Source organism: Schaalia cardiffensis (assembly GCF_016405145.1).
Taxonomy (GTDB): Bacteria; Actinomycetota; Actinomycetes; order Actinomycetales; family Actinomycetaceae; genus Pauljensenia; species Pauljensenia cardiffensis.
The window spans coordinates 1-20,180 of record NZ_JAEKIA010000012.1; the positions used below are offsets into that span (position 1 = coordinate 1).

Consider the following 20,180-nt stretch of genomic DNA (forward strand, 5'->3'; position numbering starts at 1 on the left):
TCATCGCCCTAGCCCACCGCCGCATCCTCACCCTACACGCCATGATCCGAAACGCCACCCTCTACAACCCCCAACCCACCCACCAACTACCAACCGTCGCTTGACACACCACATAGGGGCACCCCCCTCGAAGACGACACTCCGTCACCTCGGCGCTACACTTTTCAGCAACCTGAAAATTGCTCTTTGGAAGAAGTCCCCATGCTCTTCAGCCTTGCATCGCGACATCTAAAAGCGCGAGTCTGGGAAGTCCTCGCAGTCGTCGTCCTTCAAACCGCAGCGACAATCGCCTCCCTCGAACTGCCAGACCTCAACGCCCGCATCATCGACGAGGGCGTCGCTCAAGGCAACACCGGGCTCATCTGGCACTTCGGCGCGCAAATGCTCGCCATCGCCTTCGCGCAGATGCTGTGCACCGCGCTCGCGATCTACCTGGGAGCCCGCCTCGCCATGTCCCTCGGAGCACACCTGCGCTCCGACATCTTCACGAAGATCCACGGATTCTCCACCCAGGACTATCACTCCTTCGGCGCCTCCTCGCTCATCACCCGCTCGACGAATGACATCCAGCAGATCCAAACGACGGTGATGCTCACCTTCTCCATCATGATCGGCGCTCCGATCATGGGTGTCGGCGGCGTCATCATGGCGCTGCGCCAAGACGTCAAGCTCTCAGCGGTCCTCCTCGTCCTCGTTCCCCTCCTCACTATCATCATCGCCCTCGTCATGAGGCGCCTCAGCCCACTCTTCCACGTGCAGCAAACCCGCATCGACAACATGAATACGGCTCTGCGCGAAGAACTGGCCGGGATCCGCGTCATCCGCGCCTTCATCCGCCAGGACCTCATCCGCGAACGCTATACCGAGGCGAACGATCAGCTCCGCAAGGTCGCCCTCTCCATCGGTTCCTGGTTCGCCTTCCTGTTCCCCGCCGTCATGGTGGTCATCTCAATCTCGACCGTCGGCGTCCTCTGGCTCGCTTCAATCCTCATCGACTCTAATGAACTGCAAATCGGTTCAATGATCGCCTACATCAACTACGTCGGCATGATCTCCGGCGCGGTCATGATGGCAGCAATGATCTTCATCATGGTTCCGCGCGCAAATGTGGCGGCTCGACGCATCACCGAAGTCCTCGACCACGAAGCCACCGTGAAGGAGGCAGATGCCCCGGCCGCACTCCCGAGCGGAGCGTGGACCTTCACCTTCGAAGGAGCCGCTTTCCGTTACCCCGGAGCCGAGGAGGCCGTCCTCGAAGACCTGAACCTCACGCTCCGCCCGGGCACGACGACCGCCATCATCGGCGCGACGGCCTCCGGTAAGACGACCCTCGTGAATCTACTGCCGCGCATGATCGATCCGACGGGCGGTCGCCTCTCCGTCAACGGCCAGGACCTCAAAGACCTTCCCCTCCCGGAGCTGCGCTCGCGCATCGCGATGGTCCCCCAGAAGGCGTATTTGTTCTCCGGCACAATCGCCTCCACCGTCTCAGGCGTGGAAAACCCCGACGCCGCGCAACGCGCCAGAGTGGAACTCGCGCTCGAAGGGGCTCAGGCGAAAGAGTTCGTTTCCGCCCTCCCCGATGGGATCGATCACGAGGTCGAGCCCGGTGGAGCGAACTTCTCCGGGGGCCAGCGCCAGCGCCTGGCCATTGCACGAGCCCTGTACCGGGCGGCCGAGCTGTACGTCTTCGATGACTCCTTCTCGGCCCTCGACTACGCAACGGATGCGAAACTGCGCCTCGGCCTCAACACCTACACCAATGGTGCGGCCATCCTCATCGTCGGGCAAAGGGTCGCCTCGATCCGCCACGCGGACGAGATTCTCGTCCTCGAAGGTGGGCGCATCATCGGGCGCGGAACCCACGCCGAACTACTCTCGTCCTGCGAGACCTACAAGGAGATTGTCGCTTCTCAGATGAAGGAAGAGGAAGCAGCATGAGCTCGCGGGAAACACGTCACACCCATCGTCCTCGAAACCCCCATGAGGCGATGAACAGGCCCGTCGAAAAATCGAAGGATTTCTCCGGTTCCTTCAAACGCCTGATCGGGGAACTGCGCCCCGACTACTGGTTCGTGTCCATCGCGCTCATCGCTGCCGTGTTCTCAGTGGCTTTCAACGTGGCCGCACCGAAGGTCCTTGGCAAAGGCACTGACATTATCTTCAACGGTGTCGTCTCCAAGATGATCGCTCAGGCGCCCTCGAAGGAAGCGGCCGTTGCCGCCCTCGAAGCCCAGGGAAAGACGGATCTGGCGAGGATGCTCGACTCCATGGACATCACTCCGGGGGCGGGCATCGACTTCGACGCCCTCGGCAGGGTCCTTCTCATCACGGTCGGCATCTACCTCGCCGCAGCCCTCATCTCTTTCCTCAGCGGCTGGGTCCTTCGGATCGCGGTGCAAAACCTCGGCTGGCGTTTGCGCGACAAGGTGCAAAGGAAGATCGAGAAACTGCCCCTGTCCTACTTTGATTCGCACTCGCGCGGCGACCTCATGTCACGAGTGTCGAACGACGTGGACAATATCGCTCAGGTCATGAACCAGACCCTCTCGCAGTTGTTCCAAGCGGTCCTCATGGTCCTCGGTATTCTCGCAATGATGCTCACCCTCTCGTGGAAGCTCACCCTTCTTGCTCTTATTGTCATTCCGCTGGGCGGGGCACTCACCGGGGTTCTCATGAGCAAGGCACAGCCTCAGTTCCGCCAGCAGTGGAAGTCCACTGGAGAGGTTTCAGATCTCGTTGAGGAGACGATCTCCGGACATGAGGTCCTCGCCCTCTACGGTCTCGAGGGGCGCTACACCACCGCCTTCGAGAAGTCGAACTCTGCTTTGTATCGTTCAAGCTTCATCGCGCAATTCATTTCGAACCTCGTGATGCCGCTGATGAACATGATCTCGAACATTTCCTATGTGATCGTCGCGGTCGGTGGCGGTCTCATGGTCGCGAAGGGCTCCATGTCTCTGGGCGATGTGCAGGCATTCATCCAGTACTCGCGCCAACTCAACCAGCCGATCGGCCAGCTCGCGCAGATGATGAACTCACTCCAGTCGGGCGTCGCCTCCGCTGAACGGGTCTTTGAGTTCCTCGACGCGCAGGAGATGGCTCCTGACAGGGGCGCGAAGTCCTTGGCCGAAGCGCGCAAAGCCTCCGGCGCTGTTGCTGTCGCTACCGAGCTCAGTGAATGTGCTGGTCGCGCTGATGGTGTCAACAATGCCGAAGGCACGGAAAGTGCTGAGCTCACTCAAGGCACCCTCCGCGCCGAGGGGGAGAGCCTCGCTAAGGGGAGGGCTCTTCGCACTGGCAGCATCCTTGACGAGGGCGACTCAGGCGCTGGCGAAGAGGAGCATGTTTCGGGCCGTGTCGTCTTCGAGCACGTGCGTTTCTCCTACGTCGAGGGCACGCCGATCATTAAGGACTTGTCTCTCGAGGTCGATCCCGGGCAGATGGTTGCCATTATCGGCCCGACCGGCGCAGGCAAGACGACACTCGTCAATCTGCTCATGCGCTTCTACGAGCTCGATTCGGGTCGGATCACTCTTGATGGGGTGGACATCTCCACTCTTGATAAGGATGTGCTGCGTGCTCATATGGGGATGGTCTTGCAAGACACCTGGCTCTTCGAGGGCACGATCGAGGAGAACATCGCTTTCGGCTCCGATGACGCCAGCTCTGAAAAGGTCGTTGACGCTGCGAAGCAGACCGCTGCGGACCGTTTGATTCGCCACCTGCCCGAAGGCTACGAGACGCATGTTTCCGACTCGGCGGATGTCATCTCCCAGGGCGAGAGGCAGCTCCTCACGATCGCGAGAGCCTTCGTGTCCAGGCCTGACATTCTCATCCTCGACGAAGCGACCTCTTCGGTCGACACCCGCACCGAGGTCCTCGTCCAAAAGGCCATGGATCGTTTGCGCGAGGGTCGCACTGCCTTCGTCATCGCCCACCGCCTCTCGACGATCCGCGATGCCGATGTCATTCTCGTCATGGAGCAGGGCGATGTCGTGGAGATGGGGCGGCACGAGGAACTCCTCGCTGCGGGCGGCGCCTACGCGCGCCTCTACAACGCCCAGTTCGCTGGCCCTGCTGAGGCTTCAACGATCTGAGGTCGCCCCAGCCGTGGCTTGACTATCGCGTCGCAGCCTCACTTTCGTCTTCCCTGCCGCCTCGCAGCTCAGGAGCCTTCTTCCAAGAGTGGAGGCCGTCCCGCACGGAGGTGGGTTCTCTTGGAAGAGCCCCTCTCGCGCGACACGGGGAGGCCAGCCGCAAGGTCCAGGGCGTCCCGTGCCCCGACTTCTCGCTGTGTGTCGGCGCTTCTCTCTGTTCACCCACGCCCTCGAGGATCGAAGTGCGAGACTGAGGGGGCGCAGCACAGCTGTGATCCTCTAACCCCAAGGACCACCATGTCTCCTCAGATCCCGAACCTTGTCCTTTCAAACGGCAAGGAAATGCCCCAGTTCGGATTCGGCACCTTCAAGATCAGCCCCGAAGACACCTTCGACGCGGTCTCCTCAGCTTTGGAGCTCGGATACCGGCACATCGACACCGCGCAGATGTATGGAAATGAGCTCGAAGTCGGGCGCGCAATCGCAGAATCGGGGATCCCGCGCGAGCAGATCTTCCTCACCTCGAAGCTCAACAACCGTAATCACGAGCCTCAGGCTGCGCGCGATTCCTTCAAGCAGAGCCTCGAAGACTTGCAGAGCGATTACGTGGATCTCTTCCTCGTTCACTGGCCACTGCCGGGACTCTACGAGGGGAATGTCGCCCTGCCGTGGCCGGTGCTCGAGGAGTTCTACGACCTGGGCCAGGCTCAAGCGATCGGTTTGTCGAACTACCAGGCATCGCACATCAACGAGGTTCTCAAGGTCGCTTCGGTTTCTCCGCATGTCCTGCAGATCGAAGCCCACCCCTACCTGCCGAACAACGCGCTTCGCGACTATGCGCGCAGCATCGGCATGGTGATTGAAGCCTGGTCGCCACTGGCACGCGGGCGTGCGACCTGCGATCCAGTCCTGACCAAGATCGGCGCCGCCCACGCCAAGAGCGCCGCCCAGATCGCACTCGCTTGGGCGCTGCAGCGCGGGGATGCGGTTTTCCCGAAGTCCTTGAACCCGGCGCGCCAGTTGGAAAACCGTGAGGCCGTGGGCCTTGAGCTTTCAGCACAGGAGTTCGCGCTGATCTCTTCCCTCGACGAGGGCGAGGCCGGGCGCACGGGTTCCCACCCCGACACAATGAACCGCTTCTGAGCGTCAGCGCAGGTCACGAGCAATACCCTTACCTTGCCTTCTGCTGGCACGAGCCTGTGCCTGTCCAGCAGTGGGACGGGGTGGGAAGTGAGGTCCTTTCCGCGCTAGTCTTTCGCGCATGTCCGATCCTCAGGCTCTTGACCAGATGCTCGCCACCCTCTCCCCCACACCCCAGGGGGAGTACGTTTTCGCCCTCGTCGATGAGGTCCCTGATAGCACACATCCTTTCGCAGTGATCCGCGATGATGACATGCTCACCGTCGTCCTCGAAAAGTCCGAGGCCGAGGCCGTGGGCCTGCCCGTGGACAAGACCTACGCGCACCTCTCCCTCGGTTTGCAGGCTGACCTTGACTCGATCGGTGTGACCGCAACTATCGCGCAGATCCTCTCAGCGCGTTCCATTGTCGCGAACCCGATTGCCTGCGCCCGCCACGATCATTTCTTCGTTCAGGCGGATCGCGCCGCCGAGGCCGCTCAGCTGCTCATTGAGCTGGGGAAGAACGCTCGCGGCTGGCTGCCCCACAACTAAGCGCCTGGCTGCCTCACAACTCAGCGCCTGCCCGTCCCCGAACCGAGGCTTTGCTTTCCCCACACGCGAGGGGACTTGGCGACCGCCCTCGCCCACACGCCCACAGGAGACAAGCTTTCCCCACGCGCGAGGGGACTTGGCCACGCCTCTGCCCCACCAGAGTTGGCGGAATTGGCCTGCCCACAAGCGAGGGGAGTCGGTGCCGCCCTCGCGACTCGTGTCCCAACAGGTAGGATGGAGGCATGGCAAAGGAGCTCTCGCGGACGGATCGCGCCATTATGCGACTCGCAGACGGTACGGTCAAACAGCACAACCTTCTCACCGGAACTGAGGTGTGGACCGTCCCAGGGCGAGGCAACCGCCCTCTATCGGTCCCACACTCCGATCCTTTGCCGATCGACCATTCACGCGACGGCCACCACTGCGCCTTCTGCGATGCCCGCTACCTTGAGACCCCACCGGAGAAGTCACGTCTCGTCATTGACGAGGACGGGTCCTGGCGCGAAATCGCCGGGCTTCCGGCTGAACGCCTTTCAGAACAGGTAGCGGAGTTCAGGCGCATCCCGAACCTGTTTGAGATCGTTTCCTACAACTATTGGCATCTCAATCACGGGCACATCCCCTCCGAATCCGAGCATCGTCGTATGGCGGAGTACCTGGCCTCTCCCGAGGGCTACGAGCACATCATGCGCGTTGTGAGGGCCCGTATGCTCACCTCGGGTGTTTCCGCCGAAGAGTTCGAAGCGATGGGGGATTCTCAAAAGCTTCAGCAGGCCAATGGCTTCTTCTCCGGCGGCCATGATCTGATCGTCGCTCGCCGTCACTATGTCGATGGTGCAATAGATACGACCGCGCTCGCAGGTTCGGGCACACTCACTCCCGAGGAGCACTACCAGTACACGGCCTTCACGGCGCGCACAATGAATGAGCTCTACGGTCTCGATGAGCACGTCCGCTACGTCGCGACCTTCCAGAACTGGTTGAAACCCGCGGGAGCCTCCTTCGACCACTTGCACAAGCAGCTCGTCGCGATTGACGACTTCTCCGTTCAAACGGAGGCGGAGCTCAATCGCTTGCGCTCCCAACCCGGAATCTACGATGAGATCCTCAAAGTCGCTGCGACCCGTAAGCTCATCATCGCGCAAAACGAGCATGCCATTGCAATGGCCGGTTTCGGCCACCGTTTCCCGGGGGTCGCGATCTGGCCCCTGTATTCTCCGAAGAACCCCTGGGAGCTCTCCGAAGAACAGATGCGTTCCGTCTCCGACCTGCTGCACGCAATGCACGCTGCCACTGGCGTGGATGTGCCCTGCAACGAGGAGTGGTACCACCGTCCTCCCTCGGTGCGCACTCCGATGCGCTTCAGGATCCTGCTCAAGTGGCGCATTTCGACGCTCGCGGGTTTCGAGGGCGGGACTCGTATCTACCTCAACACCATCGACCCGTGGAATGTCGTCGACAAGCTCGTTCCACGTCTTCTGGAAATGCGTGAGGCCGGCACGATCGCTCCGATGAAGATCGGCAAGGAGTGCCGCGTCAGCCCGGAGATGCTCTCAGACTGAAGAGTCTGGGATTTTCCCAGGGCTCGCCTCACCCTCAGCCGTTGCTCGCCGCATCCCACTGGGCGAGCGCGTCCCCAGTATTCTTGATCGCCGTCTCATCAAGGATGAGGGCATCAGACTTGGGCGTGAGGAACCAGTGCGCCGGAGTGTTCTCCACGGCCTGAGGATCCAGGGGATACGCGACTCCCGCCTCGGCGAGTGCATGCTGGCCCGACCAGGTGAGCAACCAGGTCATGAACGAAGTCGCACCCTTCTCATTCGCAGCATCTGCTGCGGGGGCTGCATAAAGGTAGCGTTGCACACAGCTCGCAGCAAGGGCTTGGGCTGCGGCCTCGACCCCCGTGTTCGTGGTGGAGCGCATGATCGCGCTCATCGAGGCGATCATGAGCGGACGCGACGGCTGCGCATCTGACTGGGGCGGTTCGAGAGCAGTCCACGAGGAGTTCGCCTCCTCCTGCGAGGCGATGAGAGCTCCCCCGGCCCTCATGTCGAAGGCCCACTGTCCCATGCCTTCACCGAGTTTCGCACGCGCGCCCGCGATGAAGAGAGCGGAAGGTGAAAAGTGGTCCGGGTCCGGGAACGCCAGCAATTGGGCATGATCCGCGCTCGCGAGTATTTCGATTCCGCTTGGCATTGAGCGCCTATTCGCCGACATCCAGCCCCGGTCTGCCAGGACGCACACGTCGTCCCTGCCATAGGCGAGTTCGGAGGCCACCCCCTCAACCCCGGTTCCTTCAGGGACGAGGTCGAGAGCGGGTGTTGTGCCAAGGGCGGAGCCCGCCTCGAAGAGGTCATTGGCCCCAAGACCGATCACCGCGTCCACTCCGAGTCCCAAGATGTGCGAAGCGGAGGCCACTTCCTTCTGTTCAAGGGTGAATCCTGTGTACCTGTGGAAAGCTTCTTCAACTGAGGCGGGAAGCCTTTGGCCCTCCATTACGGCGAGCTTCACGCTGCCTGAGCCTTTCAGGGGCTCTGGTGCTCCCAGGCTCCCCTCGGAAGCGGGCTGCGATGCTTGCGCGCCCATCCCGTTGGGTTCGATCGGTTTGTCGAAGGGGTCAACAGACTCGTATGAGGGACTGACTGCCGGGGTACAGGCCGCAAGGAGGATGCACGCGGCAAGTCCAGCTCCGATCATGATCGGTCGGCGAGTCGATTCCATCAGAACTCCTTTGGCGTGGCGGCGAACAGTGGATAGTTTAGGCCGGAAAGCACGCGTCGGTGGACCTGCGCAGTTTCCTGTCATGCGGCATGATGAAACAGGTATGAACTGTGGTGCCCGTTGGTCCGGGCCCTTTCCCTTGTCTCAGCCTAGGAGGAGATCATGGAGGATCTTGGTTGGAAGCTCGCGAGCGCGGGCGTGATGGCGGTTTCGGCGCTCGCTGCCGGCAAGATCGTCGAAGTCGCGTGGAAAGCCGCGACCGGCAGGGATGTTCCGCGCGAGGACGATGACGAGGCCGCTTTGATCTCCCTCATTGTGTTCGCCGCAGCCTCCGCTGCGATTGGCGCGGTTGCAGAGCGTTATGCCTTCCGTGCTGCGAAGAAAATGAACAGCCGGAGGCTGCGCGAGTCGAGAAACTGGGGATGAGGGCAAGGGGTCCTGCAAGGGGGAGGGGTTTCAATCCCAGGAGGACTTGAGCTCTCCCCGTCGGCAAGGACCCCGCACTTAAGGAACCGACTCCGCGCCGTAGGAACCGACCCTGCGGCGTGGAGGGGCTCACAGCAACAGGTACGGGAAAAAGGGCGCGAGATCCGTTCGCTCCCCCGAAGCGTGGATTCGCCCATCAGAAATGGCTTCCTCCCAGCTCAAGCACCCCGTGACGAGGGAGAGCCACACCTGCATTGAGGTTTCCACAACAGCGGGAGGTGTGCCCCGGCGGTGAGTCGTTCCTGGGAGGATCTGGACCGCACCCGCCGGGGGGACTCGGACTTCGACGGCTCGCCCAGGATGCAAAGCGCCGAGTTCTTCCAATGAAAAGCGAACAGCGGTCAGCATGAGTGCGCGCTCAGTGTCTTCTCCTTCGCGCGCCCATGTGCGAAGTGCTAATAGGCCTTCTTCGGTGCTGATCCGGCGTTTCGGCATACGCAAATCCTAAACGCACCCGAAGATGGGGGACGAATACAGGGAGTCCCGGATAGCCGAGGAGGGCTTTCACCTGGCAGACTTTAAGCACGGCAGTGCTGCCTCTTCCCCAGAGGTGCCACCCCCGGCGTTCTTCCTTCAGAAAGGTCCCACTACCAGGAGAAACCAGCTGAGGAACACCACCAGCCTCGTTCAGCGTCTTCTTGTGAAGCACAACGCCGGAGAGGCCGAGGACCTGCATTCGCCGCCCCGCTCAGCAGACTTCTCATCCATCCGTGTTTTCTCCTGGTGAGAGGACGCGACACCGACTCAAGGAGGGCCATGAAGAAGGCTGACCACCTACAGACGAAGTGCGATCTTCGGCCGTGGGAGCGTTTCCTCGTTTCCGGTTCCGTCCTCGACACCCCCGAAGCACGAAACGGCAACTGGGACTCGGAGGTGTTGAAGGAAGTCTCCGGGGTGGATCGCATCGGTTCGCTCGCTGTCAGGCACACCGCATACATTGAAGCGCTCGACGAGTTCGCTCAGGAGGCGAGCCCGGATGTTCTGCGACCCAACTCTTGGGGCATCGCATTCGGCCACCGCCTGAAAGAAGCGTTGGAACACCGCTGTACCCTCTGGCTATCTTTCGTGTCCGCTGATTCTCTCGACACTCTCGAAGACTTCATTGGGGGTGGGCTCATCCGTATTGCCGGGCCGATGCGAGCCGATCAGAAGATCCCGGTCGCCCTCAACCCGGTTGCGCTCGTCACCGCCTGGTCTGAGAATCCTGAGAAGGCTCATTACCTTCGTCATGTTCTGCGCAATGCGGATACTTTGCGCGCCTCGCATCGAGCGATCGCAGCACTGCGGCGCGCCCAGGTCCGTATCCGGGAGCGCTCTCGTCTTGCCCGGCTCATCATTGATCCACGATTCGTCGCCTATTTCGTCGTGTTCGTCTACTCATCGCTGAGGGCGCTGCCCGTCGCCCTCGTTCCGGGTTTCCATGGACGGGTCTGGGTTTTGTGGCTGATCGACATCATTACGGCGATTCCCTATACCTGGGGTCTTCTTGCTCTTGTCGCGGGGAGGACCTTCTTCACGCGCTTTGCCGGGCTCATTGTGACGATCGTGACCTTTGTGTCGCCCTATGTCTATTTCTGGATGCACGGTAAGAACTATCCGCCGGGTGTGACGGCTTTTGTGGTCGCAATGATTATTGGCGCAATTGCTCTGGAGGGGATCCGCTGGTTGCGGGACCGCCTGGTTGCACGGGGGCTTCGCGAGGGGCGTTGAGTGCCTGAGTTGTGAGGCACTGAGCGTCTGGCGTGTAGCGGACGCGATCATTCGGGGCTCGGGGACTCACACACTTGGGGGTAATCCCCTGAATCTTGTGCCCAGAGCCCCTTTTCTGCCATTCAACCCGGGGCAGAGCATCCAGGAACAGTCAGTCCAAGCCCGCGCGCTCTCCGAAGGCGATACTGGCCCGCACCCGAAACAATGCAGGCCTGCGGCCGAGGAGAGAGGTTCACGCGCGAGACAGCCCCACGGCTCGGGGAATTACTCGTCGTCGCGGCCGCGGATCGTACGGAAGATGCCGCTCAAGAGGAACCAGGCTGCAGAGACCCAGAAAACGACGAGCGCCCACACTGGAGCGAAAGGATGCATCCACACGAGGACGGCGACGGCCCCGATCCAGGTTCCGGTCGCAATGAGGTTCACCATCCGGTAGCGCCTCACCCGCATGGGATGCGTGTAGTGCAGGGGAACAGAGTGAGGACCGCCAAGATAATGGTCGCCGTAATGTTGAACCACACGGGAGTGTGGAGGAGGTACATCGCGAGGGCAACGACATTCCACGCAGCGGGGAAGCCCACGAAGTACGCATCATTCGACTTCTCCCCTGCATTCGCGTAGCAGAACACCGAGGATACGACGGCGACAACGGCGGCGATGAGCCCAATGGTCTTTGAGCCGAAAGGCAAGTAGAGGTACATGAACAATCCCGGCAGGAAGGTCCAGGTGATGTAGTCGACGACATTGTCGAGGACACCGCCGTCGAACCAGGGCACGACCTCTTTGACGCGGAAGTGACGGGCCAGAGTCCCATCGACCCCATCCACAATGAGGGAAATCAGGAGCCAGAACCACATCCATTTGATCTCTCCTTCCACGAGGGCGATGGCCGCGAGCATCGCCCAGGCGAGACCTGACATGGTGAAGGCGTGTACAGCCCAAGCGGCAATTTTTTCCGATGCGGATGGCGCTGCAGGGTTGAGGGTGGGCTCAACCTGGGGTTGCGATGCTGTCTCCGCGTTTTCGCAAGGCGTGGACATGAAGGAGTCTCCTGATGAGTCTGGACGAACTGGGCTCTAGTGTGCGCTAAGAAAACAAGAATCTCGAGGACTTAAGGCTGGTGGGCGAAGAGAATCAGGGAATCCCCTGAGAGGGCTCGAGCTTTGAGTCCGAGCCCTCAAGTCACGGGCCGTAGGTTTCACGGCCTCGCAAAGGAAGGAGCGTGTGGGCTCCGCCTCGCAGGTCCTATCTCGCAACAAGCGGTCTCCCTCGACTATCCCCCAACAAGCGACGTCCCCCGAATGGGCATCTGCCGTGCGCGGGTGTGCGCGCCGCACAGCAGCGCGCACACCCCTCGAACAGATGCGCTCGAAACACGCCCTCCACCCCTCCCCCGTCCTGAACAGACTCAGGCTGGACTCCTGAGCGATGTCGAGGCGAGAAAGGCAGGGCGATCAGAAACGATCCCTCAGTGCCGCTTCAGAGGCGGCTCGAAGCTCCCCCAGATCAGCGATCCAGGGCTTTTCTCCCTCTCCGAGCAGGTCCGTGCCGAGAACAGCGAGCAGCTCGCCTCCGCTCGTGCCGATCCTCGTCGCCCGCACGCCCTCGGCCTCGGCAGCCGCGTACACGGCCGGAAGTGCGGCTTCATGAACGGCGATGAGAGCGCGCCCCTGGGACTCAGAGAAGAGCATTTCGAAGTCGCCCAGGCCCGATATGCCCGCCGCCTCACTCAGGTCGAAAGACCCACCGACGCCAAAACGCAGACACATGTCAACAAGGGACTGCACAAGACCACCATTCGACAGGTCGTGCGCGGCGCGAATGAGCGGACGGCCCTGAGGGTCATCTGCGGCACTGAGGGCGCGGACCACGTTGCCGAGGGCGACCTCGGCGCTCAGATCGACCTTCGGGGGAAGGCCGCCGAGGTGGCCGTGACGGATGCGCGCCCACGCGGAGCCGTCGAGCTCGTCACGAGTGTCACCAAGGAGAACGACCGCGAGGCCCTCCTCCGTGAAACCCGAGGGGTTCGCGCGGCTGACATCTTCCATGATTCCAAGCATGCCGACAACGGGGGTCGGGTTGATCGAAGAGTTCGGGAGGTTCTTCTCCGTTCCAGAGGAGTTGTAGAGCGACACATTACCGCCGGTGACGGGAATGCCGAGTTCGATGCAACCATCAGCGAGGGCCGTCATCGCGGTAACGAGCTGCCACATCGCATCCGTGTCCTCAGGATTACCGAAGTTCAGGCAGTCGGTGATGGCAACTGGTTGCGCGCCGACGATCGCCACATTGCGGTAGGACTCGGCGAGCGCCTGCTTCGCGCCCATTGCCGGGTCAAGTTTCGTGTACCAGCCGTTCGCGTCCGTCGCCAGAGCAACCCCAAGACCGCTCTCCTCGTCAACACGTACGACGCCCGCATCGTCGGGCTGTGCGAGGGCGGTGTTGCCCTGCACATAACGGTCGTACTGGTCGGTCACCCACGCTTTCGACGCCTGGTTGACATCCGTGAGGACACTCATAATGTCCGCGACGAGCTCTTCGGAGGAGGAGGGGCGGGCAAGCGCGGCGCAAGTGTTGGCCTGGAGTTCGTCTTGCCACAGCGGACGGGCGTAGGGCCGGTCGTAGACGGGGCCCTCATGGGCGACGGTCTTCGGGTCCACGTCGACGATGCGGTGACCGAAGTGGTCGATGGTGAGGCGACCATCGCCGGTGAGTTCGCCAATGATGGAGGCTTCAACGTCCCACTTGTCGATGATCTCGAAGAAACGCTCCTCGTCCTCGGGAGTGACGATCGCCATCATGCGTTCCTGGGATTCGGACATGAGGATCTCACCGGCGGTGAGGCTCGGGTCGCGCAGAAGGACCTTCTCGAGGTCGACGTGCATCCCTGAATCACCATTGGAAGCAAGCTCCGAGGTCGCGCAGGAGATGCCCGCAGCTCCCAGGTCCTGGATGCCCTGGACGACCCCGGCTTTGAACAAGTCGAGGCAGCATTCGATGAGGACCTTCTCCATGAAGGGGTCGCCGACCTGGACGGACGGGCGTTTAGCGGGCATCCCATCTTCGAAGGTTTCCGAGGCGAGGATCGAGGCGCCGCCGATGCCGTCGCCGCCGGTGCGCGCGCCGAAGAGGACGACGAGATTGCCTTCACCGGTCGCGTTGGCCAGGTGAATGTCCTCGTGGCGCAAAGTCCCAACGCACAGGGCGTTGACGAGGGGGTTGCCCTGGTAGGAAGAGTCGAATTCGGTTTCCCCGCCGATGTTGGGCAGGCCGAGGCAGTTGCCGTAGCCGCCAACGCCGGAGACGACGCCGTGGACGACGCGAGCCGTATCCGGGTGGTCGACGGAGCCGAAACGGAGTTGATCCATGACGGCGACTGGGCGTGCGCCCATGGAGATGATGTCACGGACAATCCCGCCGACTCCGGTCGCAGCCCCCTGGTAGGGCTCAACGAAGGAGGGGTGGTTGTGGGATTCAACTTTGAAGGTGACGGCCCATCCGCCACCGATGTCGACGACTCCGGCGTTCTGGCCCATGCCGACGAGGAGGTGGCGTTTCATCTCTTCGCTGGTGCGCTTGCCGAATTGTTCGACGAGGTGTTTCTTCGATGACTTGTAGCTGCAGTGCTCCGACCACATGACGGAGTACATGGCGAGTTCAGCGTTCGTGGGGCGACGATCGAGGATTTCAACGATCCGCTCGTATTCATCGGCTTTGAGGCCGAGTTCCTTCCACGGCATCTCTTTGGAAGGTGTTGCGGCGGCGTCCTCGATCGTGTCGGGTAGTTCGCGGGGGGCGGTGGGGACGAGCTCGACGGTCATTTGCGTTCCGTTCCTTTCCGGGCTCAACGCCCGGGGTTCCTTGGGTCTATGCGGTGTGCCCGCTGGTATCGACGGATGCCGGGTCAGCGAAGGAGGCTAGCCAGGACGGACTGGAAGATCCCCAGGCCCTGTGTGCCTCCGTGGCCGAGGTGGGCGCCGGAAGCATCGACGCTGAGCGGCCCGAAACCGGACTCGATGGCGTGCTCGGGGTGGGGCATGAGGCCAACGACATTGCCCGCATCGTTCGCGACTCCTGCGATGTCTTTCGCCGAACCATTGGGGTTGCCCTCCATATAGCGGAAGACCACGCGGCCCTCGCCCTCGAGGCGTTCGAGTTCTTCGGGGCTGGCCTGGAAGTTACCTTCGCCGTTCTTCAGGGGGACGGTGATGAGGTCACCTTGGGAGAAGGACTTGGTCCACATGGTGTCGCTGTTCTCGATGCGCAGAACCTGGTCGCGGCACAAGAACTTTTGGTGGTCGTTGCGGATGAGCGCGCCGGGCAGGAGGTGCGCTTCGCAGAGCACCTGAAAGCCGTTGCAGATGCCGAGGACGGGCATGCCTTTCCCAGCTTGTTCGATGATTTCCCTCATGACGGGCGCTGTCGCGGCGATTGCACCACAGCGCAGGTAGTCGCCGTAGGAGAAGCCCCCGGGGATGATGACCGCGTCGACGCCATGCAGTTCGCTGTCCTTGTGCCACAGGGCAATGGGCTCGCCGCCAGCGAGGCGCACTGCGCGCGCCGCATCCTGGTCGTCGAGGGTGCCGGGGAAGGTGATGACTCCAATGCGGGTCACTTCGCCTCCTCCTCGGGAAGGGCCTCAACGCGCACGACGTCCTCGATGATCGGGTTCGAGAGGACCTCTTCGGCGGCTGTGCGAGCCTGAGCGAGGAGCTCTTCGGTCACTGGCCCTTCAACGCTGAGGTGGAAGCATTTGCCCTGACGGACCGAAGTGAAGCTCGTGATCCCGAGCCTGGGCAGCGCTGATCCGACTGCTTTGCCCTGGGGGTCCAGGATTTCCGGCTTCGGCATCACTTCCACGATGATTCGCCCCACGGCGTTCCTCCTTGGTCGGGCGGGGCCTTTCGCCCCACCATCGGGTGCTGCTTTACAGTTGCGGTTCCTCGCCGGTGAGGCGACGGAAAGCTTCGATGTAGCGCTCGCGGGTCGCGGCGACGACCTTCTCGGGAAGAGCGGGGGGCTCTTCGCCCGAGTTTTTGTCCCACCCTGATTCTTCGGAGGTGAGCCAATCGCGAATGTACTGCTTATCGAAGCTGGGGGTGACGCGGCCCGGGGTCCATTCGTCGGCTGGCCAGAAACGCGAAGAGTCGGGGGTCAGGATCTCATCTGCGAGGACGAGGGCGCCGCTTTCGCGGTCGAGGCCGAATTCGAACTTCGTGTCGGCAATGATGACTCCGCGTTCGGCGCCGATGAGGCGCGCCTGCTCGTAGAGGCGGATGGAGGTGTCACGAAGGCGGGTGGCGAGTTCAACACCGACCATGGTGCAGGCGCGTTCGAAGGAAATGTTCTCGTCGTGTTCGCCGAGTTCAGCTTTCGCGGCGGGCGTGAAGATCGCTTCTTCCAGGCGGGAGGCTTCTTCGAGTCCTGCGGGGAGAGGCAGGGAGCAGACGGACTGCGATTCTCGGTATTCGACGAGGCCGGAGCCCGTGAGGTAGCCGCGGACGACGCATTCGATTGGGATCATGTCGAGCGCTCGTGCGACGACGGCTCGCCCTTCGACGGCTTCAGGGACACTCAGGGGGTCGGCAGGGTCGAATGATGTGGAGAGCAGGTGATTGTCGATGACGGTGTCGAGACGTTTCATCCACCAGATCGCGAGTTGGTTGAGGATTTTGCCTTTGTCCGGGATCGGGGTGGGGAGGATGAAGTCATAGGCGCTGATCCTGTCCGAGGTGACGAGAAGGAGGCGGTCGGCAGCGCTTTGGCTTTCGGGTGCAGCCGGGCCTCCGAGCCCGGCCCGGTGTCCGGGTGCGCCCTGGCCGTCTGCGGTGTCGCCCCCCTGGGCAAGGCCCGGGCTTTTCGTGAGCTCCGAGGCCTCGGGGACCTTTGCGCCCGTGGGGAGTCTCGTCCCTTCGGGGATGTAGATGTCGCGCACCTTCCCGGAGGACATGTGGACCCATCCGGGCAGTTCGCGTGCGCTCATCAGATTCCTCCGAGTCTCTTTTCAGTTCAGTTCTTCAGCTTGGGCCCTGCAGGCAGGTTCAGTTCGGCGGGCCAGGTCGCAATATCGGATCGGTGGTGCTCTCCGGCGAAGGTGATCTGTTCGACGCCCTCGTATGCGAGGGCGCGCGCGGCTTGCACCGTAGCGGCGCGCCCCACGACGTTAAGGACGCGGCCTCCCGAGTTGACGAGGACTTCTTTCGTCTCGGCGCCGTTTTCGGACGAGTTGAGCCCGTCTTCGGGGCGCAGAGTTTTCTTCGAGGTGCCGGCTTGGATGACGTGGATGCCGGGAATTGCTTCGGCCTTGTCGATGCCGGTGATCTCGTGGCCGGTGTCGCTCGCTCCGGGATAGCCGCCAGAGGCCATGACGACGGTGACGGCCGCGTCAGTGGACCACTGGGGGGCGGGCACCTGGTCGAGGGTGCCGGTGGCGGCAGCGTGGAGGAGTTCAACCAGGGGCGAGTCGAGGCGTTCGAGGACGACCTGGGTTTCCGGATCGCCGAAGCGGACATTGAACTCGACAACCCGAATGCCCTTCGAGGTCATTGCGAGGCCGCAGTAGAGGAGGCCAACGAAGGGAGTGTTGCGTTTCGCCATGGCGTCAACGGTGGGTTGGGCGACGGAGCGGACGACCTCTTCGACAACGCCCTCGTCGAGCCATGGGAGCGGCGAGTAGGCGCCCATGCCCCCCGTGTTCGGCCCTGAGTTAGCGTCGCCTGCGCGTTTGAAGTCTTGCGCGGGAACGAGTGGGATGACGCTTGTCCCGTCGCAGAGGCAGAAAAGTGAGACTTCGGGGCCGTCAAGATAGTCTTCGATGACGACGGCGCCGTCTTCGCGTTCAAGGCAGGCTTTCGCGTGGGCGCGAGCCTCTTGCAAGTTGTGAGTGACGACGACTCCCTTACCTGCAGCGAGGGCATCGTCTTTGACGACGTGCGGGGCGCCGAGTTCTTCGAGGGCCACGTCAACTTCGCTCATGTTTCGGCAGGTGAAGGAACGCGCGGTTGCGACTCCAGCTTCCGCCATGACGTCTTTCGCGAAAGATTTTGAAGCTTCGAGGCGGGCCGCGTCCGACGTGGGGCCGAAGCAGGGGATGCCCGCAGCTTTTAGGACGTCGGCGACTCCGGCGACGAGTGGAGCTTCTGGGCCGACGACAACGAGTTCTGCGCCTTGGTCTTTCGCGAGTGCGAGGACTTCACCGGGGTCCGTCGCAGTAAACGCGAAGGAGTCGCCCAGGGTTTCGAGGCCGGGGTTTCCGGCTTGTACTGCGAGCTGTACGGGGTGCTCGGCATTGGAGGTGCGGACAAGTGCTCGGGCGAGGGCGTGTTCACGCCCTCCGTTCCCCACGAGAAGAACCTTCACGCTCCCAGCCTAGCGGTTCTGGGAGCTTCCTCGAAGCCCCATTCTGTGACGCCGCCCACGCGTTCAATCAGGCTTTCGCATCCAAGCAGTGCAACGGTCACGCCAGCTTGAAAGCCCCAACAAAGCCGACATCCATATTGAAGCGCCACGAGGACCCCAATTAACCTGGGAGAGGCAGCGCTGCCCGTTCGGTGTCTTTGGCAGCGCCGAACAGTCGAAGGATCTGTTGAGGGTCGACGAAACAATCGGTTCGGAAGCGGAATTATCAATAAGTCCCACACCTATTCCCGCGTCCACTGCACGAGCGGAAATTTGCAACTACTCTTCCGATCCTACACTTTGCCATCTACGAACAGCATGAACTAGCAGCCCCTCTTTATCACACTTTGAATCGCTTCAAACATTTTCCTTTCGTCATCATTTTTTAACTCTTGACTTAACTCAGAGTCGAACCTTGCGAGACGTCTTTCTCCTTCGGTTATCTTCTCAGAATGCAAAGATGCCGTTTTGCTAAAAATTCGCACATTTTTCCACAAAGCTCGGATCCTAAAGCCCCCACTTTCAGAATCGCCAGACTCAGTCCGTCCACCAAAAGCATCCGAGGCCTCTAACAGACACTCCGCACCCCCTCGATCTTCTTGCACCTTTGAAATCCACTCCTTGATTACCCGCACTCTCAGGCGCCGCCCACCTTTGTGACCAGAAAATAAAACCGTTCTCGCGGCGATAAAGCGCAAATAGACAAAGGCAACAAGCAACGAATAAATAGCGACAAAATCGAGTATGAATAAGCTAATCTTCCAAGTCCCCCAAGATAATTCCACTAAATGTTTCACGAGGCCTATCAAAAGATCTGAACAAAACACGAGAAGGAACAATGCTGCCATTAGGTAGGGGTAAAGAGTGAAGATCGCGGCAAAAGAAGCCATCGAGACCGCAGTCCACCGACTGAGTTCAGCTGATACTAATAACGAAATTATAAAGAATAGCAGGAACAGATTCAGAGTTATTCTTGCGCCGGGTACCTTGGCCCAAAGCAGAATGAGAAGAATCGGCACTAATGAACACCCAAAACCGCGCAACACCATCTCAAATCCGACACGAAACCGCAACCAAAATAGGTTTACTTTAGAAGATTTGTCTGACTCTTCGAGACAAGTTTCAAGAAACGTGATCAGCGGATCTGTTCTATTCGAGCTTACCGAATTCATTCCACCTTTGCACACCTCGCAATGATTCGACACCGACGCGCGGGCAAGAAGCACCTCCCCACTCTTGGTGCTGCACAACCTTTCACACAGGTTCCGAAGACGACTCTTCCTTAACCTAGCACTCTCAATCTTGGAGAGCATCTTGACAGCTTTCTTCGTATTCGAGACGTACTTCACCAGTTCGGTCATTCCAGCTGGCCGAACAATTGTTGGCAGAAGAACAATCCCTACCCATTCGACAAGTATCACAACCACAGTTGGCGTCATGTTCAACAATTCCTGCAACAGCTCAACCAACGAAAGACTTATCACCAGATCTGCCACAACACCGAGCACCAGCAGGGAATTGAACACATATTCGCCCCGATATTCCTCAAATTCGACCAGGTCGAGCGTAGGATTTTTCGACTGAAGGTCCGACCATGGGCGCGCTTCAATGACTACTAACGCAAGAGCCAGCGCTCCCACCGCCACAAACAGCGAAAGTTGAGCAGACAAATCACCTTTTCCCGTTCCACCACTTTCACCCCCTTCGATCACATCAGACATTTTGAGAAAAGAAAACATGAAAAGGAATAGAACGACACAGAGAATATGGAAACAAATCAGAACCCAGAGGCTTCGATACATGTAATTGACACGCGGATCACTATTTCGACCATCTTTTGAATTCTCGTCAACCATTTTTCAGCCTCCACTTTTACTTGAATTAACAACTCAGCATTTTGAGCACGCAGATTTTTATCTTATCGTGAAAAACTCGCACTTTTGGCGGGATTGGACTTATCGCCGATTCAACTAATGAATGCCCGACACCACTTCTGAATTAGCGAGCTTTTTTCACTGTGGGTCCACACAGATTTGGATCAGAACACTTAGCGAGGTTCATGAAAAACTCGAGCGCACGCACTGTGAATAGGC

General features: G+C 60.6%; 15 protein-coding genes and 1 pseudogene. 7 read left to right on the forward strand and 9 right to left on the reverse strand.

Going from position 1 to position 20,180, the window contains the following annotated elements:
• The first annotated feature begins 201 nt into the window (after positions 1–201).
• From JFX23_RS07510 to JFX23_RS07530, 5 genes are all read left to right on the forward strand, one after another.
• On the forward strand, positions 202–1,941 hold the full coding sequence (locus JFX23_RS07510; protein WP_198776380.1) for an ABC transporter ATP-binding protein: 1,740 nt from the start codon (positions 202–204) through the stop codon (positions 1,939–1,941).
• Between the two features lie 50 nt (positions 1,942–1,991).
• Complete coding sequence (locus tag JFX23_RS09540; RefSeq protein ID WP_269815703.1) at positions 1,992–4,100, forward strand: ABC transporter ATP-binding protein; 2,109 nt, start codon at positions 1,992–1,994, stop codon at positions 4,098–4,100.
• 297 nt (positions 4,101–4,397) lie between these two features.
• Positions 4,398–5,243: an aldo/keto reductase gene (locus JFX23_RS07520; RefSeq protein WP_198776382.1), complete on the forward strand. Its 846-nt coding sequence runs from the start codon at positions 4,398–4,400 to the stop codon at positions 5,241–5,243.
• A 118-nt stretch (positions 5,244–5,361) separates the two neighbouring features.
• Positions 5,362–5,772: an ACT domain-containing protein gene (locus JFX23_RS07525; RefSeq protein WP_198776383.1), complete on the forward strand. Its 411-nt coding sequence runs from the start codon at positions 5,362–5,364 to the stop codon at positions 5,770–5,772.
• A gap of 242 nt (positions 5,773–6,014) precedes the next feature.
• Complete coding sequence (locus tag JFX23_RS07530; protein ID WP_198776384.1) at positions 6,015–7,334, forward strand: DUF4921 family protein; 1,320 nt, start codon at positions 6,015–6,017, stop codon at positions 7,332–7,334.
• Positions 7,335–7,368: 34 nt separating this feature from the next.
• Here the strand turns inward: JFX23_RS07530 and JFX23_RS07535 are convergent, their stop codons facing one another.
• Positions 7,369–8,493 carry a hypothetical protein gene (locus tag JFX23_RS07535; RefSeq protein ID WP_198776385.1) on the reverse strand — a complete coding sequence of 375 codons (1,125 nt, stop codon included), beginning with the start codon at positions 8,491–8,493 and terminating at the stop codon, positions 7,369–7,371.
• A 162-nt stretch (positions 8,494–8,655) separates the two neighbouring features.
• On the opposite strand from JFX23_RS07535, the gene JFX23_RS07540 reads away from it, so the two are divergent.
• Complete coding sequence (locus JFX23_RS07540; RefSeq protein WP_005962435.1) at positions 8,656–8,919, forward strand: DUF4235 domain-containing protein; 264 nt, start codon at positions 8,656–8,658, stop codon at positions 8,917–8,919.
• A 129-nt stretch (positions 8,920–9,048) separates the two neighbouring features.
• On the opposite strand, the gene JFX23_RS07545 is transcribed toward JFX23_RS07540, so the two are convergent.
• Positions 9,049–9,414, reverse strand: a complete 366-nt coding sequence (locus JFX23_RS07545) for a sterol carrier family protein (protein WP_198776386.1) — start codon at positions 9,412–9,414, stop codon at positions 9,049–9,051.
• A 321-nt stretch (positions 9,415–9,735) separates the two neighbouring features.
• On the opposite strand from JFX23_RS07545, the gene JFX23_RS07550 reads away from it, so the two are divergent.
• Positions 9,736–10,689 (forward strand): hypothetical protein, encoded by a 954-nt coding sequence (locus JFX23_RS07550; protein WP_198776387.1) that lies wholly within the window; start codon positions 9,736–9,738, stop codon positions 10,687–10,689.
• A 264-nt stretch (positions 10,690–10,953) separates the two neighbouring features.
• Here JFX23_RS07550 and JFX23_RS07555 read toward each other — a convergent pair.
• The 7 genes and pseudogenes from JFX23_RS07555 to JFX23_RS07585 all read right to left on the reverse strand — a co-directional run bounded on the left by JFX23_RS07555 (position 10,954) and on the right by JFX23_RS07585 (position 19,943).
• Positions 10,954–11,729, reverse strand: a pseudogene (locus tag JFX23_RS07555) (CDP-alcohol phosphatidyltransferase family protein).
• A gap of 414 nt (positions 11,730–12,143) precedes the next feature.
• Entirely contained in the window at positions 12,144–14,510 is a 2,367-nt protein-coding gene (gene purL / locus JFX23_RS07560) for a phosphoribosylformylglycinamidine synthase subunit PurL (protein ID WP_198776388.1), read from the reverse strand.
• Between the two features lie 83 nt (positions 14,511–14,593).
• On the reverse strand, positions 14,594–15,304 hold the full coding sequence (gene purQ, locus JFX23_RS07565; protein ID WP_198776389.1) for a phosphoribosylformylglycinamidine synthase subunit PurQ: 711 nt from the start codon (positions 15,302–15,304) through the stop codon (positions 14,594–14,596).
• A complete protein-coding gene (gene purS / locus JFX23_RS07570; RefSeq protein ID WP_005962442.1) occupies positions 15,301–15,564 on the reverse strand; it encodes a phosphoribosylformylglycinamidine synthase subunit PurS in 264 nt (87 codons plus the stop codon). The genes purQ and purS overlap by 4 nt, the downstream gene beginning before the upstream one ends.
• A gap of 52 nt (positions 15,565–15,616) precedes the next feature.
• Positions 15,617–16,672: a phosphoribosylaminoimidazolesuccinocarboxamide synthase gene (locus JFX23_RS07575; RefSeq protein ID WP_198776390.1), complete on the reverse strand. Its 1,056-nt coding sequence runs from the start codon at positions 16,670–16,672 to the stop codon at positions 15,617–15,619.
• Between the two features lie 26 nt (positions 16,673–16,698).
• Positions 16,699–18,048 (reverse strand): phosphoribosylamine--glycine ligase, encoded by a 1,350-nt coding sequence (purD, locus tag JFX23_RS07580; protein ID WP_198776391.1) that lies wholly within the window; start codon positions 18,046–18,048, stop codon positions 16,699–16,701.
• 362 nt (positions 18,049–18,410) lie between these two features.
• The gene (locus JFX23_RS07585; protein ID WP_198776392.1) at positions 18,411–19,943 is read right to left on the reverse strand and encodes a hypothetical protein; all 1,533 of its coding nucleotides are present in this window, start codon (positions 19,941–19,943) and stop codon (positions 18,411–18,413) included.
• Positions 19,944–20,180: the final 237 nt, after the last annotated feature.

Coding starts and splice junctions, on each gene's coding strand:
- JFX23_RS07510 (WP_198776380.1), top strand. CDS start 202: ATGCTCTTCAGCCTTGCATCGCGACATCTAAAAGCGCGAGTCTGGGAA.
- JFX23_RS09540 (WP_269815703.1), top strand. CDS start 1,992: ATGAACAGGCCCGTCGAAAAATCGAAGGATTTCTCCGGTTCCTTCAAA.
- JFX23_RS07520 (WP_198776382.1), top strand. CDS start 4,398: ATGTCTCCTCAGATCCCGAACCTTGTCCTTTCAAACGGCAAGGAAATG.
- JFX23_RS07525 (WP_198776383.1), top strand. CDS start 5,362: ATGTCCGATCCTCAGGCTCTTGACCAGATGCTCGCCACCCTCTCCCCC.
- JFX23_RS07530 (WP_198776384.1), top strand. CDS start 6,015: ATGGCAAAGGAGCTCTCGCGGACGGATCGCGCCATTATGCGACTCGCA.
- JFX23_RS07535 (WP_198776385.1), bottom strand. CDS start 8,493: ATGGAATCGACTCGCCGACCGATCATGATCGGAGCTGGACTTGCCGCG.
- JFX23_RS07540 (WP_005962435.1), top strand. CDS start 8,656: ATGGAGGATCTTGGTTGGAAGCTCGCGAGCGCGGGCGTGATGGCGGTT.
- JFX23_RS07545 (WP_198776386.1), bottom strand. CDS start 9,414: ATGCCGAAACGCCGGATCAGCACCGAAGAAGGCCTATTAGCACTTCGC.
- JFX23_RS07550 (WP_198776387.1), top strand. CDS start 9,736: ATGAAGAAGGCTGACCACCTACAGACGAAGTGCGATCTTCGGCCGTGG.
- purL (WP_198776388.1), bottom strand. CDS start 14,510: ATGACCGTCGAGCTCGTCCCCACCGCCCCCCGCGAACTACCCGACACG.
- JFX23_RS07575 (WP_198776390.1), bottom strand. CDS start 16,672: ATGAGCGCACGCGAACTGCCCGGATGGGTCCACATGTCCTCCGGGAAG.
- JFX23_RS07585 (WP_198776392.1), bottom strand. CDS start 19,943: ATGGTTGACGAGAATTCAAAAGATGGTCGAAATAGTGATCCGCGTGTC.